Annotated in this window: 13 protein-coding genes; 9 read left to right on the top strand and 4 right to left on the bottom strand. The window is 71.1% G+C overall.

Annotation, left to right across the window (positions count from 1 at the left end):
* Positions 1 to 70: 70 nt before the first annotated feature.
* The 6 genes from ABD747_RS24495 (at position 71) to ABD747_RS24470 (ending at position 5190) form a co-directional block, all read left to right on the top strand.
* The gene (locus ABD747_RS24495; RefSeq protein WP_344809641.1) at positions 71 to 1822 is read left to right on the top strand and encodes a hypothetical protein; all 1752 of its coding nucleotides are present in this window, start codon (positions 71 to 73) and stop codon (positions 1820 to 1822) included.
* 53 nt (positions 1823 to 1875) lie between these two features.
* Positions 1876 to 2130, top strand: coding sequence for a DUF4242 domain-containing protein (locus tag ABD747_RS24490; RefSeq protein WP_344809639.1), 255 nt, complete (start codon positions 1876 to 1878; stop codon positions 2128 to 2130).
* Between the two features lie 190 nt (positions 2131 to 2320).
* Positions 2321 to 2728, top strand: coding sequence for a hypothetical protein (locus ABD747_RS24485; RefSeq protein WP_344809637.1), 408 nt, complete (start codon positions 2321 to 2323; stop codon positions 2726 to 2728).
* 129 nt (positions 2729 to 2857) lie between these two features.
* Positions 2858 to 3493 (top strand): pyridoxamine 5'-phosphate oxidase family protein, encoded by a 636-nt coding sequence (locus tag ABD747_RS24480; protein WP_344809635.1) that lies wholly within the window; start codon positions 2858 to 2860, stop codon positions 3491 to 3493.
* 114 nt (positions 3494 to 3607) lie between these two features.
* Complete coding sequence (locus ABD747_RS24475; protein WP_344809632.1) at positions 3608 to 4021, top strand: YciI family protein; 414 nt, start codon at positions 3608 to 3610, stop codon at positions 4019 to 4021.
* Entirely contained in the window at positions 4018 to 5190 is a 1173-nt protein-coding gene (locus ABD747_RS24470) for an RNA polymerase sigma factor (protein WP_344809630.1), read from the top strand. The genes ABD747_RS24475 and ABD747_RS24470 overlap by 4 nt, the downstream gene beginning before the upstream one ends.
* 94 nt (positions 5191 to 5284) lie before the next feature.
* Here ABD747_RS24470 and mscL read toward each other — a convergent pair whose 3' ends face one another.
* The 3 genes from mscL to ABD747_RS24455 form a co-directional block, all read right to left on the bottom strand.
* Positions 5285 to 5671 carry a large conductance mechanosensitive channel protein MscL gene (gene mscL / locus ABD747_RS24465; RefSeq protein WP_344809628.1) on the bottom strand — a complete coding sequence of 129 codons (387 nt, stop codon included), beginning with the start codon at positions 5669 to 5671 and terminating at the stop codon, positions 5285 to 5287.
* A 117-nt stretch (positions 5672 to 5788) separates the two neighbouring features.
* Positions 5789 to 6439 (bottom strand): SAF domain-containing protein, encoded by a 651-nt coding sequence (locus ABD747_RS24460; protein ID WP_344809626.1) that lies wholly within the window; start codon positions 6437 to 6439, stop codon positions 5789 to 5791.
* A 60-nt stretch (positions 6440 to 6499) separates the two neighbouring features.
* Entirely contained in the window at positions 6500 to 6880 is a 381-nt protein-coding gene (locus ABD747_RS24455) for an FmdB family zinc ribbon protein (RefSeq protein ID WP_344809624.1), read from the bottom strand.
* Positions 6881 to 7031: 151 nt separating this feature from the next.
* Here ABD747_RS24455 and ABD747_RS24450 point away from each other — a divergent pair, with 151 nt between their 5' ends.
* From ABD747_RS24450 to ABD747_RS24440, 3 genes are all read left to right on the top strand, one after another.
* Positions 7032 to 9602 carry a penicillin acylase family protein gene (locus ABD747_RS24450; RefSeq protein ID WP_344809622.1) on the top strand — a complete coding sequence of 857 codons (2571 nt, stop codon included), beginning with the start codon at positions 7032 to 7034 and terminating at the stop codon, positions 9600 to 9602.
* 484 nt (positions 9603 to 10086) lie between these two features.
* Positions 10087 to 13470, top strand: a complete 3384-nt coding sequence (gene ileS, locus ABD747_RS24445) for an isoleucine--tRNA ligase (RefSeq protein ID WP_344809620.1) — start codon at positions 10087 to 10089, stop codon at positions 13468 to 13470.
* Between the two features lie 213 nt (positions 13471 to 13683).
* Positions 13684 to 13899: a hypothetical protein gene (locus tag ABD747_RS24440; RefSeq protein ID WP_344809618.1), complete on the top strand. Its 216-nt coding sequence runs from the start codon at positions 13684 to 13686 to the stop codon at positions 13897 to 13899.
* A gap of 22 nt (positions 13900 to 13921) precedes the next feature.
* Here ABD747_RS24440 and ABD747_RS24435 read toward each other — a convergent pair whose 3' ends face one another.
* Positions 13922 to 15661, bottom strand: coding sequence for a SulP family inorganic anion transporter (locus ABD747_RS24435; RefSeq protein WP_344809616.1), 1740 nt, complete (start codon positions 15659 to 15661; stop codon positions 13922 to 13924).
* Between the last annotated feature and the right edge of the window lie 28 nt (positions 15662 to 15689).

Below are 15689 nucleotides of genomic sequence, written 5' to 3'. Positions count from 1 at the left end.
GAGAGTAGAGCGGGCGGTGCGCCGTCCGCGACCCAATTGACGAGCGCCCGGGCCGCCCTATGCTCGTGGAATGGCGCTCGAGCTGCAGCTGCTGGGGCAGTCGGCGATCACCCGGGACGGGGTCGCCGTGCCGCTCAGCGGGCGGAAGCCCTGGGGACTGCTCGCCCTTATGCTGCTCGAGCCGGAGCCGACCCGCCGCGCCGTCGCCGCCCGCCTGGTGCCGGAGGCGAACGACCCGCTCGCCGCGCTGCGCTGGCTGCTGCACCAGGTCCGGCGGGCGGTCGAGCCGGAGGCGACGATCGTCGAACAGGACGGCCGGTTGGAGCTGCGGCTGACCGATGCCGTGCGGGTGGACCTGCTCGAGCTGCTCGCCGTGCCCGACGACGTCGACACGATCGAACGGCTGGTGCGTGGCGAGCTGCTGGAGGGCATGGACTTCGCCGACGCGCCGGCGTACGAGCTGTGGTTGTCGCTGCAGCGCACCCGGGTGCACGACGTGATCGCGGAGGCACTGTGGTGGATCGGCGCGCGGCTGGGGACGTCCGACCCGGCCCGCGCGCTGCGGATCACCGAGCGTGCGCTGCTGTTCGACCCGTTCTGCGAGACGTCGAACGAGCTGCTGCTCGACCTGCTGGTGCAAAGTGGCAATGCGCCGGTCGCCCGGCAGCGTTTCGCGGTCATCGAGCAGCGGTTCCGAGCCGAGCTGGGGGTGCCACCGGCGGAGTTCGTCCGTCGTCCGCTGGATCGGCCCCGGATGCCGTCCTCGGTGCCGGCGAGCGTGTCCGCGCCGGCGCTGCTGGAGTCGGCCGCCGCTCGGCTGCGGGCCGGTGAGCTGGATCGGGCGGTCGAAACGTCCCGCCGGGCCGCCGATGTCGCGCTGGCACTCGGCGACCCCGAGCTGGAGCTGTCCGCCCTGCTGCTGCTCGCCCGCACCCTGATCCACACCCACCGCGGCCGGGATCAGGAGGCGAAGGGCCTGCTCAGCCGTGCGCTCCAGCTCGCCGGCGACCTGGACGACCTGGCCGCGCTGGCCGAGGTGGAGTGCGAGATGGGGTTCGTGTTCGCGATGGACGGCACCGGGGCCCTCGCCGAGCCGGTGCTGGCCCGCTCGATCGAGCACGCCCTCGCCGCCGGCCAACTGGTGCGGGCGGCAAAGGCGCAGACCTACCTCGGCATGTGCCTGTCCGACCGCTGCATCTACGACCGGGCGACGGTCACCCTGGAGGCGGCGATCGCCGGGTTCGTGGCCGCCAAACAGCGGGGCTGGCAGGGGTATGCCGAGGGGATGCTCGCCCGGGCGATCGAACGCTCCGGTGACCCGGCCGGTGCGGCCGTCATCGCGGAGGCCGGCCTCGACCACGTCCGCCGCGGCGGCTGGCGGGCGGCGCTGCCCTGGCCACTGCTAGTGCTCGCCGACTGCGCGCTCGTCGCCGGGGACCACGGCACCGCGGCGCACAGGTTCTCCGAGGCACTCACCTTCTCCACCGAGATCGGCGACCCGTGCTACGAGGCGCTCGCCCTCCGCGGGCTCGGCCTGGTCCGGGCGCCGGCCGACCGGGACGCGGCTGCCGGCCTGCTGCACGACGCGCTGTCCTGCTGTCGCCGGTACACCGACGTCTATCCCTGGGTGCGGGCGGTCATCCTGACCGACCTGGTCGAGCTGACCGACGGCGCCGACCGCCGGGTGGTCGAGGAGGCCCGCTGGCTGGCGGCGCTCGGTCCGCTGCCCGACCTCGCCGAGCGGGTCGTCCCGTACGTCCGCGATCCGCGCGAGGCCCGCGCGGATGCGGCACAAACGCCACTCCAAACGGCCGCCACCTAGCGTCGTCGACGTCCGGACGAGAGGCGTCCGGCACCGACGGAAGGGACGGCGAGATGCCGCTTTTCATGGATGTGCACCACACCTTGCCCGAGGGCGCGACCTTCGACGACGTCGCCGGTGCGCACGAGGCGGACCTGAGGACTCAGGACCGGTACGGGGTGAGCTACCTGCGCTACTGGGTGGACGAGGGGGCGGGCAAGGTGTTCTGCCTGGTCGACGCGCCCAGCGCGGAGGCCGCGGCGGACGTACACCGCGAGGCACATGGCCTGGTCGCGGACGAGATCCATCTGGTGCAGGAAGGGTCGTAGCGTCGGCGACGACCAGCGAGGATCGGGACCGCGGCCACGGGTGCGGCCGCGGTCCTGCCGTCCCGGCCCCCGGCTGACGGCGTCCGGGTCGTGGCGATCACCATGGAGCGGGGCGGAGCTCGCGAGGGTGCCCGTCCTGCCCGTCACTGCCAGTCGTGCCCGTCGTCGCGAGGTTGGCAGAATCGGGGCCGTGAGCAACCGAGCTACTCCGCCCGGCGTCGAGCCGCGGCAGGCCGGGCTGCGCTGGCACCAGGCACTCGGCTACGCCCTGCTGGGCCGGGTCGATCCCGCTCTGGGCACCCAGGATCGACCGGATCCGGCCGCGCTGATGGCCGACCTCGACCGCAGGTACGAGAGCGGGCGGCAGGGGCTGCTGGACGCGGTGGCCCGAGCGCGCGCCGGGGCCGGTGGTTGGCCGTACGTCGTCCCGGACGACCTGCGGGCGGGCCTCGGCGCGGCCCAGTTCGCCGCCGCGCTCGGCGAGTTGCGGCGAGTGCTCGGTGCCGAGGGCGGCCCCCGCCTGGTGTTGAGCGATCGCCGGCTCGACGCGGCGGAGCAGGCGCTGCTCCGAGACGTTCCGCCGCACCACGGCAGCTGAGCGCCCGCAGCCCGCAAGCCCCGCGAAACTGTGCGCGTGTTGCCCTGTGAGGCGTTTCAACATCGCCGTACGTGCACAGTTTCCGGGGGACGGGGTGGGGGAGGGAAGGGGTCGGCGAGACTGGGACCCATGAGCCGCACCGTCGCGACCCGTCTGCCCGAGCTGATGACCAGCGACCGGGCCGCACTGGACGGGTTGCTGGACGCGACGATCGTGGGGCACATCGCCTTCGCGGAGGCGGACGGATCGCCCGGCGTGATCCCGACCGCCGTCGCTCGCTGGGACGACCGGATCCTCGTGCACGGCTCGACCGGGTCGCGCTGGATGCGGCTGGTGTCCGGGATTCCCGCCGCGGTGGCGATCACCGCGGTCGACGGGATCGTGGTGGCCCGCTCGGCGTTCGAGTCCTCGCTGCTGTATCGCAGCGCCGTGCTGTTCGGGTCCTTCCGGGCGCTGGCGGGTGCGGAGAAATCCCAGGCGCTGGACGTCCTCACCCAGCGGCTGATTCCCGGCCGGGCGCCCGAGGTACGCGGCTCCAGTCCCAAGGAACTCGCCGCCACGCTGGTGCTGGCGATGCCCATCGACGAGTGGTCGCTGCGGGTCTCCGACGGCTGGCCGGAGGACCCCGACGAGGACGTCGCGGGCGACGCCTGGGCCGGCCACCTCCGGTTCGGCGACCGGCCGGTGCGGGTGCTGCCGGCGCCCGATCTGCGAGCGGGGACGGCGATCCCTTCATCGGTGCAGCGGTTGCGTCCCCGGCACTGAGCCGACGACGGTCCGGAAGAATTCTCGCCGGACATGTCGAGAACGCCGGGTCGGCTCCGTCCCCGGAATGAGAGCGGCCACCGAGGCCGCATCACGACGAAGGAGAGCATCATCATGGCCAAGTACCTGCTGCTGAAGCATTACCGTCGCAACGCCGGCCCGGAGGATCTGGTCGGCATCCCGATGGAGCAGTGGTCGCCCGCGGAGATCGACGCGCACATCGCCTACATGAACGACTTCGCCGCCAAGCTGGAGCAGAGCGGGGAGTTCGTGGACGGCCAGGCGCTGTCGCCCGACGGCACGTTCGTCCGGTACGACGGCGCCGGCCGCCCGCCGGTCACCGACGGACCGTTCGCCGAGACCAAGGACCTGATCGCGGGCTGGATGGCGATCGACGTCGACTCCTACGACCGGGCGATCGAGCTCGCCGGGGAGCTGTCGGCGGCGCCGGGCAAGGACGGCAAGCCGATCTATGAGTGGCTGGAGGTCCGGCCGTTCCTCGGCGATCACTCGCCGGTCGACGAGTGAGCCTGCCGAGCGACGCGGAGCTCCGAGAGCTCACCCCCGCAGTGCTGGCGGTCCTCATCCGTCGCGGAGCTGACTTCGCGACGGCTGAGGACGCCGTCCAGGAGGCACTGATCTCGGCCGTCCAGACCTGGCCGGACGATCCTCCCCGCGATCCGAAGGGCTGGCTGGTCACCGCCGCGTGGCGGAAGTTCCTCGACCTGGTCCGCGCCGACACCGCGCGGCGGGGGCGCGAGGACCGGGTCGTCGCCGAACCGCGGCCCGGGCCCGTCGCCGGCGGCGACGACACGCTGGAGCTGTATCTGCGCTGCGCGCACCCGGCACTGTCACCAGCCTCGGCGGTAGCGCTGACTCTGCGGGCGGTCGGTGGGCTCACCACGCGGCAGATCGCCGCCGCCTATCTCGTGCCGGAGGCGACGATGGCACAGCGGATCAGCCGGGCCAAGCGCACCGTCGCGGACGTCCGGTTCGACCGGGCAGGGGATCTCGGCGCCGTGCTGACCACGCTCTACCTCGTCTTCAACGAGGGCTACTCCGGCGACGTCGACCTGGCCGCCGAGGCCATCCGGCTGACCCGGCAGCTCGCCGCGCTCGTCGGTGAGGGCTCGGCCGGATCACCGGAGGTCGCGGGCCTGCTGGCGCTGATGCTGCTGCATCATGCCCGGCGTGACGCGCGCACCGACGCCGACGGTCGGCTGGTGCCGCTCGCCGAGCAGGACCGCACCCGCTGGCACACCGCCCAGATCGCGGAGGGCGTCGACCTGCTCCAGACCGCCCTCCAGCGAGACCAGCTCGGTCCCTACCAGGCCCAGGCGGCGATCGCGGCGCTGCACGCCGACGCGCCGACCGCCGCCGAGACCGACTGGGTGCAGATCGTCGAGTGGTACGACGAGCTGCTCCGGCTCACCGACTCCCCGGTGGTCCGGCTCAACCGCTGCGTCGCCGTCGGCGAGGCCGACGGGGCCCGGGCCGGGCTGGCCGCGCTCGCGGCGGTGGATCCGTCGATTCCCCGGCATGCCGCGGTGGCGGCCCATCTGCACGAGAAGGGCGGCGAGCTGTCCGTCGCGGCCCGGCTCTATGCCGAGGCCGCCCGACGAGCGCCGAACGTCGCCGAGCGCGACCACCTGACCCGCCAGGCGGCTCGGCTCAACGTCCTGCTCCGCGACGGCTGAGTCTCGCGTACCCGCGCGCCAAGCGTGCGCCCACCGCGTGCCCGCGGCGCGCCCCACCGCGTGCCCCGCGACGGGTCCCGTCGCCGGCGGGCGATCAGACCTGCGGAGGTGTGCCCCCGGCGCGCGCGTTCTGCTCCTTGAGCAGATCGCGGATCTCGGCCAGCAGGTCCTCGGTCGACGCCGCCACGTCCGGCTCGTCGGTCTTCCGGATCGCCGCGAGCTTGTTGTACGGCAGGACGACGCCGAAATAGATCACGACGGCGGTGAGCACGAAGGCGAAGACCGACGACAGGAAGTTGCCGAGGTTGATGCCGAGAACGATCGCTCCGCTGAAGTTGGGCACACCGCCGATCCGCCCGAGGATGTCTAGCAGCAGGTCGGTGAACGACTTGACCACGGCGTTGAACGCGGTGCCCATGATGACCGCGACGGCCAGCTCGATGAGGTTGCCCCGCATCAAGAACTCTTTGAAACCCTTCATGATCCTCGCTTCCAGTCTGGTCGCCCCGGAAGTGTGGAGCGCGCGAACATGCGTGACGCTAACAGACAGATGTGACGATTTCGGGCGTCTGCCCGGCCGGCGGGCTGCGGCTGCGGGTCATCGCAGCACGACGCTCAACCGGCCGTCGCCGGCAACGTCGCTCAGCGCGGTGGCCGTCGCCAGATCGACCTCGACCAGCACCAGCGGACCGTCGGAGCCGCCGGATCCCACTGTCCCGTCGTCGCCGCGGCGCGGCAGGCCCACCACCAACAGGTCCCTGGCCAGCACTCGGGCCTTGTCCGCGGTGCCGGTCGAACCGGCGGAGCCGGCAGCGATGACGTCCACCCGATCGCCGACCCGCAGCAGGTCGGCCACCTCCTCGTCGGCCAGCCGCAGCGGCGCCACGACCGCCCCGGGCCGGCTGGCCCGTGGCGTGCCGAGGTCGAGCGCGGTGAGCACCTGACCGGGCGCGACGGCGCCGGCCACGGGGCGCCCGACGACCGCGTCGACGTCATCCAGCGGCCCGTCCGGCGCCGCGGACCGCGGTATGCGATCGACCCGGACGTCGGTCGGGGCCACCACGGCCCCGGTCGCGATCTCTCGGGTGGCGCGCACCACGTCGACGCCGGGAGGATCGGGCGGCCGGGCGGCGCTGATTCCGGTCAGCACCGCGGCGACGGCGGCCACCACCGCGAGCTTGCGGCGGTGCCAGGAGGCAGCGCGGGCCAGGCTGCGGAAGGGATGACGGGTCGAAGGCGTGCGAGTCACGCCCGGACACTAAGGATCCAGATCGCGGCGTGCGGAGTTGTCCACAGGCCGCGCAGCGGGTCAGGCGGCTGTGGACGACGCGGTCGCGGTCGTCTTGCCGGCCGATCCGGCGGCGGTCCCGGAGCTCCCGGAGGCGGAGCCGTTGCCGGCACCCGATCCGGTTCCGGACCCGGCCGGCGTCTTGTCGCCGGACCCCTTGTCGCCGGACGCCTTGTCGCTCGAGCTCTTCTCGGCCGCGCGCGTACCACCGGCGGCCCCGTCAGCCTTGCGGCTGTCGGTGCGGTAGAAGCCGCTGCCCTTGAACACCACGCCGACGGCGTTGTAGACCTTTCGCAGCGCGCCCCGGCACTCCTCGCACTCAGTGAGCGTAGGGTCGGTGAACTTCTGCACGACCTCGAGCTCGCGGCCGCACTCGGTGCAGCGGTACTGGTACGTGGGCACGTGTGCTCCTCAGACGAACGGCGCGGACCGGGCAAGACCGATCGAGTGCGGACGAAGGCAGCTTCGCTAGCACTCGATGATACCGACTGCTAACGCAAATCGTGACATCCGCATTCCTCGCCCGCCCGACCGCCGGCCGTAGGCTGACCCGGTGCGGCGGATTCCTCGGTGGGCGATCTACACGGTGGTCGTCGTACTCATCGCAGCGGCCGGCCTGGCCGGCCTGTCCGTCGCCACCGTGCGGCGCTCGTTCCCCGTTACCGACGGGCAACTCGGCCTCGGCGGGCTGAACGCGCCGGTCGAGGTGCTGCGCGACGCCCACGGCGTGGTGCAGATCTATGCCGACGACGCCGAGGACCTGTTCCAGGCGCAGGGGTACGTCCAGGCTCAGGACCGGTTCTACGAGATGGATGTCCGCCGCCACATCACCGCCGGCCGGCTCTCGGAGCTGTTCGGGAAGTCCCAGGTCGAGACCGACAGCTATCTCCGCACCCTCGGCTGGCATCGGGTGGCCGAGCAGGAGCTCCCGCTGCTGTCGGCGAGCACCCGCCGCTATCTGGACGCCTACGCGGCGGGCGTCAATGCCTACCTCCGCGGTCGCTCCGCGTCGGAGATGTCGCTGGAATACAGCCTGCTCGGGCTTCAGGGGCTGGACTACACGCCCGAGGACTGGACCGCCGCGGACTCGCTGGCCTGGCTGAAGGCGATGGCCTGGGATCTCGGCTCCAACCTCAGCCAGGAGACCGAGCTGGCGATCATGTCCGCCAAGGTCGGCCCGAGCCGGGCCGCGGAGCTGTTCCCGCCCTATCCGCTGGACGGCTTCGACCCGATCGTCACGCGCGGCACCGTGGTCGGCGGCCGGTTCGAGCCGAGCGCGTCCGCCGCCCGGGCCCGGCCGGCCCCGGTCGGCCCCACGACATCACTCCGCGGCAGGACGAACGCGATCGCGGCACCGCAGGGCTCCGGCTCGGCCGCGACGGCCGGCATCGGCGCCGCGCTGCAACCCTGGCTGGAGCCGCGCGCCCTGACCGGCGAGCTGGGTTCCAACTCGTGGGTGATCGCCGGCAGCCGGACCACGACCGGCAAGCCGCTGCTCGGCAACGACCCGCACGTGACGACCTCCATCCCGTCGCTGTTCTCCCAGGTCGGACTGCACTGCCGGACGGTCAGCCAGAACTGTCCGTTCGAGCTCGCGGGCTATAGCATGGCCGGCCTCCCCGGGATCGTGATCGGCCACAACGCCGACATCTCCTGGGGGCTGACCACCAGCTATGTCGACGCCCAGGACCTCTACCTGGAGCGGGTGAGCGGCAACGCGGTGCAGGTCGGCGACCGGACCGAGCCGCTCAGCACCCGGGTCGAGCAGATCCGGGTCCGCGGCGAGGACACCCCGCGGACGATCACCGTCCGGTCGACCAAGCACGGACCATTGCTGTCCGACGTCGACCCGACGGCGCGTCAGGTCGGCGAACTCGCCACGCCGGCCGGCCGGCCGGCGTACGCGGTCGCCCTGGCCTGGACCGCGCTGACCCCCAGCCGGTCGATGGACGGGCTGATGCAGATCGCGGCGGCGAAGAACTTCGCCCAGTTCCGAGCGGGCGCGGCGCTGGTCACCGCGCCGTCGCAGAACCTCGTCTACGCCGACACCGCCGGTCACATCGGCTACCAGCTGATGGGTGCGGTGCCGAACCGCAACCGCGGCAACGGGCTGACCCCGGCGCGTGGCTGGGACGCCGCGTACGACTGGAAGGGGCTGGTGCCGTTCGCTCAGCTGCCCTACGTCTACGACCCGCCGGCCGGCTACATCGTGGCGGCGAACCAGCAGATCATCGGTCGCCAGTATCCGCACCACATCGGCTCGGACTACTCCTACGGCTGGCGCAGCCAGGAGCTGCGGGACACCATTGCGGACGCGGGCAAGCTCAGCCCGGCGCAGGCGGAGAACCTGTTCTACGACGACACGATCCGGTTCGCCGCCGACCTGGTGCCCGTGCTGCTCAAGGTGAACGTCTCCGACCCCTGGATCCGGGAGGGCCAACAGACTCTGGTCGGCTGGGACTACAGTTCCGGCCGCGACTCGGCCGCAGCCGCGTACTTCAACATCGTCTTCCACGACATCCTCAAACGCACCTTCCGCGACGAGATGCCGCAGGACCTGTGGCCGACCGGCGGCGACCGGTGGTACGCCGTCGTCGCGACGCTGCTCAAGGAGCCGCGCAACCGCTGGTGGGACGACACCTCCACCCCGGACAAGGTCGAGCGCCGCGACGACATCCTGCTCGCGGCGATGACCGACGCCCGCAAGGAGGCGACCTCGCTGATGTCCCGGGACACCAGCGGGTGGGCCTGGGGCCGGATCCATCGGGTGACGCTGAAGAACCAGACCCTCGGCACCAGCGGCATCGCACCCGTCGAGCGACTGTTCAACCGCGGCGACGACCCGGTGCCCGGTGGCCCGGGGGTGGTCAACGCGATGGGCTTCGACCTGACCGAGGGCTACGGCGTGACGTACGGCCCGACCATGCGGATGCTGGTCGACCTGTCCGATCTGGACAAGTCCCGGTGGGTCAACCAGAGCGGCAACTCCGGGCACGCGTACCACCCGAACTACGACGACCAGCTGCCGCTGTGGGTCGGCAACCAACTGCTCGCGTTCCCGTTCACCCGGGAGGCGATCGAGCCGACCGTGACCCAGCGACTCCAGCTGGTCCCCACCGGCTGACCCGTCGCGCGCGGCTCGATCTGTCGAAATGCCACCCGTGGCCGGGTATTCGGGGTAGGTGCCGGGGTCGCCGGCCACGACTTCCGTCCGTGGCCGGATTCTCGGGACTCGCGGTGGCCGCTGCCCGGAGTTTCCGTCCGTGGCTGGGTTCTCGGGTCGCGGCGCGGGGGTGGCGGCCCGAGTTTCCGTCCGCGGCGGGATGTCGAACCGGCTCCGCGTGCGGGCCGGTCCAGGAACAACCTGGATGATCCGGGCAGCGGCTCGCGTTAGGATCGACGCACAGGCAGTGATCCGGCCATCACCGGTGAGCCTCCGGAAGAACGAGCGCCCAGCTTCAGTAGAACCGGACGGGTGGGACCCGTGATCGTCCTCGAACGAGAGGTCGCCCGGTCTGCCGGACCGGCGGCAAGCGGGGTGGTACCGCGGTGGTGACATCGTCCTCGCGTTGTGGAGACGACGCGAGTTGACGAGAGAAGGCCCCCAGATGACCTATCCGAAGGCGACCACCGACGGCCTGAGCGTGCCGGCCGAGCCGGAGCCCGCCCTTCGACCGGCTCAGGACGGATCCGACCCGGAGACCGGGGGTACGTCCCCTGCCGTCCCGCGGGTCCCGGCCAGCCCCAGCTTCCCCGAGATCGAGGAGCGGGTGCTGGCCTTCTGGAAGGCCGACGACACGTTCCGCGCCTCGGTAGCGAAGAACCCGGCCGGGGAGAACGGCTCGAACGAGTTCGTCTTCTACGACGGGCCGCCGTTCGCCAACGGTCTGCCGCACTACGGCCACCTGCTGACCGGCTACGTCAAGGACATCGTGCCCCGGTTCCAGACGATGCGCGGCAAGCGGGTCGAGCGACGGTTCGGCTGGGACTGCCACGGCCTGCCGGCCGAGCTGGAGACCATGTCCCAGCTCGGCCTGAAGACCGTCGCCGACATCGAGGCGATGGGCATCGAGGCGTTCAACGCCGCCTGCCGGGAGTCGGTGCTGACCTATACCGAGGAATGGCAGGCCTACGTCACCCGGCAGGCGCGCTGGGTGGACTTCGACAACGACTACAAGACCCTGGACATCACGTTCATGGAGAGCGTGCTGTGGGCCTTCAAGTCGTTGTACGAGAAGGGTCTGATTTATCAGGGCCTGCGGGTGCTGCCGTACTGCTGGAACGACGAGACCCCGCTGTCCAACCACGAGCTGCGGATGGACGACGAGGTTTACCAAGATCGTTCCGATCCCGCGGTGACGGTCGGCCTGCGGCTGGAGACCGGCGAGCTGGCGCTGATCTGGACCACCACGCCGTGGACGCTGCCGAGCAACCTGGCGATCATGGTCCGGCCCGACATCGACTACGTGGTGGTGGAGTCGGACTACACCGGAACCACCGAGCGGTACGTCCTCGCCGAGGCCCGGGTGGGTGCGTACGCGCGTGAGCTGTTCGGCGATCCGAACGCGGACTGCGAATCCCACGTCATCGAGCGGCTCACCGGCGCCGACCTGATCGGACGGCACTACACCCCGCCGTTCTCGTACTATCTCGGCCACGAGAACGCCCACCGGGTGGTGGAGGCCGACTTCGTCACCACCGATGACGGCACCGGCCTGGTGCACTCCGCCGGCGGCTTCGGCGAGGAGGACATGATGGTCACCGACCGCGAGGGGATCGCGGCGGTCCTCCCGGTCGGCCCCGACGGCCGCTTCACCGCGCCGGTAGACGAGTACGCGGGCATGCTCGTCTTCGACGCCAATCCGCACATCATCGACGACCTGTTGGCGCGCACCCGCGGCCAATCCTCCTCCAATCGGGACGGGCACTCGGTCACCGAGGGCACGGTGCTGCTCCGGCAGGAGTCGTACGTCCACTCCTATCCGCACTGCTGGCGCTGCAAGAACCCGCTGATCTACAAGGCGGTCGCCAGTTGGTTCGTGGCCGTCACCACGTTCAAGGACCGGATGGGCGAGCTGAACCAGCAGATCACCTGGGTGCCCGAGCACGTCAAGGACGGCCAGTTCGGCAAGTGGCTGGCCAACGCCCGGGACTGGTCGATCAGCCGGAACCGCTACTTCGGCAGCCCGATCCCGATCTGGCAGTGCGACGACCCGGCCTACCCGCGGACCGACGTCTACGGTTCGATCGCCGAGCTGGAGGCCGACTTCGGCGTCTCGGTGACCGACCTGCACCGGCCCTACATCGACGAGCTGACCCGGCCGAACCCGGACGATCCGACCGGCCGCTCGACCATGCGCCGGGTGAGTGACATCCTCGACGTCTGGTTCGACTCCGGCTCGATGCCGTATGCCCAGGTGCACTACCCCTTCGAGAACCGCGACTGGTTCGAGCACCACTTCCCGGGCGACTTCATCGTGGAGTACATCGGGCAGACCCGCGGCTGGTTCTATCTGATGCACGTGCTGGCGACCGCGCTGTTCGACCGGCCGGCCTTCCTCAACTGCATCAGCCACGGCATCGTGCTGGGCAGCGACGGGCAGAAGATGAGCAAGTCGCTGCGCAACTATCCCGACGTCCGCGAGGTCTTCGACCGAGACGGCGCCGACGCCATGCGCTGGTTCCTGATGTCGTCGCCGATCCTGCGCGGCGGCAACCTGATCGTCACCGAGCAGGGCATCCGCGAGGGCGTCCGGCAGGTGATGATCCCGCTGTGGAACGCGTACTACTTCTTCACCCTCTATGCGAATGCGGCCAGGGGCGGGGAGGGGTACGAGGCTCGGCAGGTCGCTGGTCACGTGTCGGCGACGAGCGTGATGGACAGCTACATCCTGGCCAAGCTGGACGAGTTCACCCAGACCGTCGGCGATGAGCTGGAGGCCTTGAACGTGGCCGCGGCCTGCGACGCCACCCGCTCCTTCCTCGAGGTGCTGTCGAACTGGTACATCCGGCGATCGCGCGATCGCTTCTGGGACGGCGAGTCCGAGGACTCCTTCGGCGCCTTCGACACCCTCTACACGGTGTTGGAGCAGACCACCCGCGTGGTCGCGCCGCTGCTGCCCCTGACCGCGGAGGAGATCTGGCGGGGACTGACCGGCGGCCGCTCGGTGCACCTGACCGACTGGCCGGCGCGACCGCAGCCGGCGTCCTGGTCGGAGCCCGTCGACGGTGGCCAGGTCGGCACCGGGGTGGTGGCCGCGATGGACCGGGTGCGTGAGGTCTGCTCGGTGGCCTCCTCGCTGCGCAAGGCCAACGGGCTCCGGGTCCGGTTGCCGCTGCCCGCGCTGACGGTGGTGGTCGAGGACGCTGCCGCCCTCGAGCAGCTGACCGAGGTGATCAAGGACGAGCTGAACGTGAAGGCGCTCGTGCTGACCGACCTGGCCTCGGCCGACGAGGGCGCCTTCGGGGTCCGGCAGATGCTCACCGTGAACGCGCGGGCGGCCGGTCCCCGGCTCGGACGGGACGTCCAGACCGCGATCAAGGGCAGCAAGTCCGGTGACTGGTCGGTGGCGCCGGACGGGTCGGTGGCCTCCGGCGGGATCGCCTTGGTGGAGGGGGAGTTCACGCTGTCGACGGTGGTTGCCGACGCCGATCCGGCCGACCAGCGAGCGGTGGCGATGCTGCCCGGCGGCGGCTTCGTCATCTTGGACTGCCGGGTCACTCCGGAGCTGGCGGCGGAGGGCCTGGCCCGCGACGTCATCCGGGCGGTGCAGCAGGCTCGCCGTGACGCCGGGCTCGACGTGAGCGATCGGATCACCCTCGTGTTGGGCGGCAGCGACGTCACCCGGGAGGCGGTTGAGCTGCACGCGGAGCTGATCAAGACCGAGACGCTGGCGGTGTCGATCCAGATCAGCGACGTCGACGCGGGACAGACCGTCCAGCTCGGCGACGGCCAGAAGGTGACCGTCGCGGTCGGCCGGCTCGACGCCTGACCGCTCCGCATCCCTCCTCCCGCGAGTTGTCAGGCTCTCAGCACGCTATAGCGCGCTGAGAGCCTGACAGCTCGGACCTCGCCGTGCTGACAACGGTGTCAAAAGTGCGCTAGACTGGCCCTTCAGGCAGGACAGTGCGGTTGTGCGAGTGGTGGCCGCGCGACGGGCACCGATGCGAGGGTCGGCCGGAGGCCGACGGAGAGACACACGCTCATGTTGATCGTGTCATTGATCATCGTCTTGGTCGTCGTTCCGACAGCTCTGATGTGGGGTGCGGCCTGGTTGCTGGTGGCCGCGATGGAGCCCGGGTCGAAGATCGATCGGCTCGGCCGCGAGCTGGAGGCGTGGTGGTACGCCCGGCAGGCGCGAGCGAGCATCGACCGGGAGCTCGAGGAGTTCCTGCACGGGTACACCGCCGGCTCACGCTGAGTCCGCCGCCGCGGGGCACGGCTCAAGCCGGGTCGGTGTCGGCCGCGGACGACGGTGCGGACGCGACCCAGTCGCGGTAGGCCTGAACCGCGGTCGGCAGGGTGGCGAAGACCATCTCGGGTCCGATCGCCGCGATCAGTCCCGCCCGCTCCAGATCGCCGCGGACGTCGAACTTCACCCGGGCCAGCGCCAGCTCGATGCCGCGGTCCGCGAGCTCGCGCCGCAGCTCCTCCAGTGTCTCGGCGGCGGTGAAGTCGATCTCGATGTTGGCCTCCGCGTTCAGGACGAACCAGCGCACCGGCTCCCCGGCGGACTCGACCACGTCGACCGAGCGCAGCGCACGAGTCCGGAAGTTGTTGGCGTCGGCGAAGAACAACGGAGCGTCGTAGCGATAGACCAGCAGACCCGGGACCTGGGTGGCGTCGGGATAGTCGTCGATGTCGTGCATCCCGGCCACCCCGGGCGCGAACCCGAGGATGCCGTCGTGCGGCCGGACGATCTTGCGCAACAGGTTCAGCACCGAGAGGCCGATCGCGATCGCGACGCCGTAGAGCACGTCGAAGGCCAGCACGGCGACGGTCGTGGCGAGGGCGAGCACCAGCTCGCTTGTGCGGAAGTGGGTCAACCGGCGGAAGCCGGCGACGTCGACCAGCCGAGTGGCCGCGTACACCACGACCCCGCCGAGGGCCGCCATCGGGAACGTCGCCAGCACGGGCCCGAGGAACAGCAACGTGGCCAGCACGACGACGAGCGCGGCCAACGCCGCCACCTGGGTACGTCCGCCGCTGGAGATCACGACCGCGGTCCGGCTGCCGCTGCTGCTGACCGGGAAGCCCTGGAACAGACCGGCGGACACGTTGGCCGCGCCGAGGGCGAGCAGTTCCTGGGAGGCGTCGATCTGCTCGCCCTGCCGGCTCGCGAACGCGCGACCGGTGAGCACGTTGTCGGTGAAGCCGACCGCGGCGATGCCGACAGCGGTGAGCAGCACCGAGCCCAGATCGAGCTCGGCAACGTCGGGGAGGCTCGGCACCGGCAGCCCGCGGGGGACCTGGCCGACCACCGCGAGGCCGAGCCGTTCGGGTCCGATCAAGGTGACGACGGCCGCCGCGGCGACCATCACGATCAGCACCCAGGGCAGCTTCGGCCGGACCGCCTGGCCGACCAGCAGCACGATCACCACCGACACACCGAGCACGAGCGTCGGCAGGTGGGTCTGGTCCAGGTGCGTGATCACGTAGGCGATCTCGGCCGCCGTCGAGCCCGATGGCACCTCGATGCCCGTGACCTTGCCGAGCTGGCTGACGATCATCAGCACGGCGATCCCGACCATGTAGCCGATCAGCACCGGCTTGGAGAGCAGATCGGCGACGTAGCCGAGCCGGGCCAGCCAGCCGACCAGACAGACCAGGCCTACCGCGATCGCCAGGGCCGCCGCCGCGGTCGCCGCCAGAGCCTGGTTGCCGTTGGTCACCGTGGCGATGCCGACAGCGGTCATCAGCGCCGTGGTCGACTCCGGACCGACCGAGAGCTGCCGGGCCGATCCGAGGATCGCGTAGAGCAGTAGCGGGCCGACGCAGGCCCACAGCCCCTGGACGGCGGACAGGCCGGCCAGCTCGCCGTACGCCATCACCTGCGGAACCAGGTAGGCAGCCAGCGCCAGGCCGGCGACGACGTCGCCGCGCAGCCAGCGCCGTTCGTAGTGCGTCAGCCGCCACCAGCCGGGCAGGTACCGGACCCAGCGGGCCGGCGCGGTCGTGGCCATGCCGTGACCCTAGTGGTCACGACCGACC

Origin of the sequence: Microlunatus ginsengisoli, from assembly GCF_039537205.1 — a bacterium.
Classification (GTDB): Bacteria; Actinomycetota; Actinomycetes; order Propionibacteriales; family Propionibacteriaceae; genus Microlunatus; species Microlunatus ginsengisoli.
This window is presented reverse-complemented; position numbering and strand designations above follow the sequence as displayed.